This window comes from Micromonospora sp. LOL_021, from assembly GCF_048060215.1.
In the GTDB taxonomy this organism is placed as follows: domain Bacteria; phylum Actinomycetota; class Actinomycetes; order Mycobacteriales; family Micromonosporaceae; genus Micromonospora_E.
This window is the reverse complement of record NZ_JBHMIN010000131.1, coordinates 1-1,077: the sequence shown is the minus strand read 5'-3', so window position 1 is coordinate 1,077 and position 1,077 is coordinate 1. Positions and strand designations below refer to the sequence as shown.

Here is a 1,077-nt window from a genome sequence, read left to right as displayed (position 1 = left end):
CTAGTACGGCAGCCGCCATTTGCTAGTTGACCAGGGCGTATTCGCGGTTGAGTCGGGTGCGTTGGTGGAACCAGCGGGCGCGGGCCTGGTGGCGTCGGCGCCAGGTGAGCCAGTTGAGGGCGTGGTCGGGTGGTTGTGGGTGGTGGAGGGCGTCGGCGAGGAGTCGTCCTATCTCGGGCACGGTCAGTGGGATCAGTCCGGGCTCGGTCGGTGGCGGCTGGTCGGGTGTGGTCGGTGGGGGTGCCTGGGTGTCGGTGCGGTGGCGTAGCCGCGCGGCGGTGACCGCGCAGACGGCGAGGGCGGCCATGACCAGCACGGTGTGCCGGGCGATCGCCCCGTGCAGGCGGGCCTGGCACTGGTCCAGGCCGAAGTGGTCCTTGCCGAACTCGAAGCATTCCTCGACCGGCCACCGCAGGCCGGCGGCGCGGACCAGCCGCGACACGACCACCGGCTGCCCCTCGGGCACGAAGCAGTAGTGAAACGCCAGTTCACCGGTGGCCAGGTGACGACGCACGAGGAGATGGTGGCGGGGTGAGGCGGTGGCGATCCACGCCCACGCGTACCAGCGGTGTCCCTTCGACCCGGCACCGGCCGAGCGGACCTGCCAGCCACGACCGCGCCTGCCGGCGAGTTCCGTGACGGCCTGCGCGCAGGCCAGCCTGTCACCGGACGGCATCTGGATCATGAACGTGGAGGCGACCCGCAGCACGTACGCCTGCCCACGTTGTTCGAGGAACTCCCTCAGTTCGGTACAGCCGCCGTACACCTCGTCACCGCAGATCACGTCGAAGGTCAAGCCGTCGGCGTACGCGTGGGTGCACAGGTCGATCGCGAGTTGGCCCTTCGTGCGGAACTGCGTGTCCGTCGGCAGCCCCGTCCGCGCGGCGGTGTCCGGGTCGGTGATCTGCTCGGCGGGGATCCACTGCCGGGCGGCGACCAGGGCGTGCCCGGTCCGTTCCCGCACATAGGCCAGGTGGACCGTGTTGATGCCGTTGGCGACCCGACCGGCGCATCCCATGTACTGCCGTTTCACCCCGGCCGTCCCGGTGCCTTATGACGAGCCCGCGATTATGCCGC

Annotated in this window: 1 pseudogene; it reads right to left on the bottom strand. The window is 70.2% G+C overall.

The features are described 5' to 3' along the window. Positions 1-22: 22 nt before the first annotated feature. Positions 23-1,039 (bottom strand): annotated as a pseudogene (locus ACFHWT_RS31310) (transposase); the annotation flags it as partial. Positions 1,040-1,077: the final 38 nt, after the last annotated feature.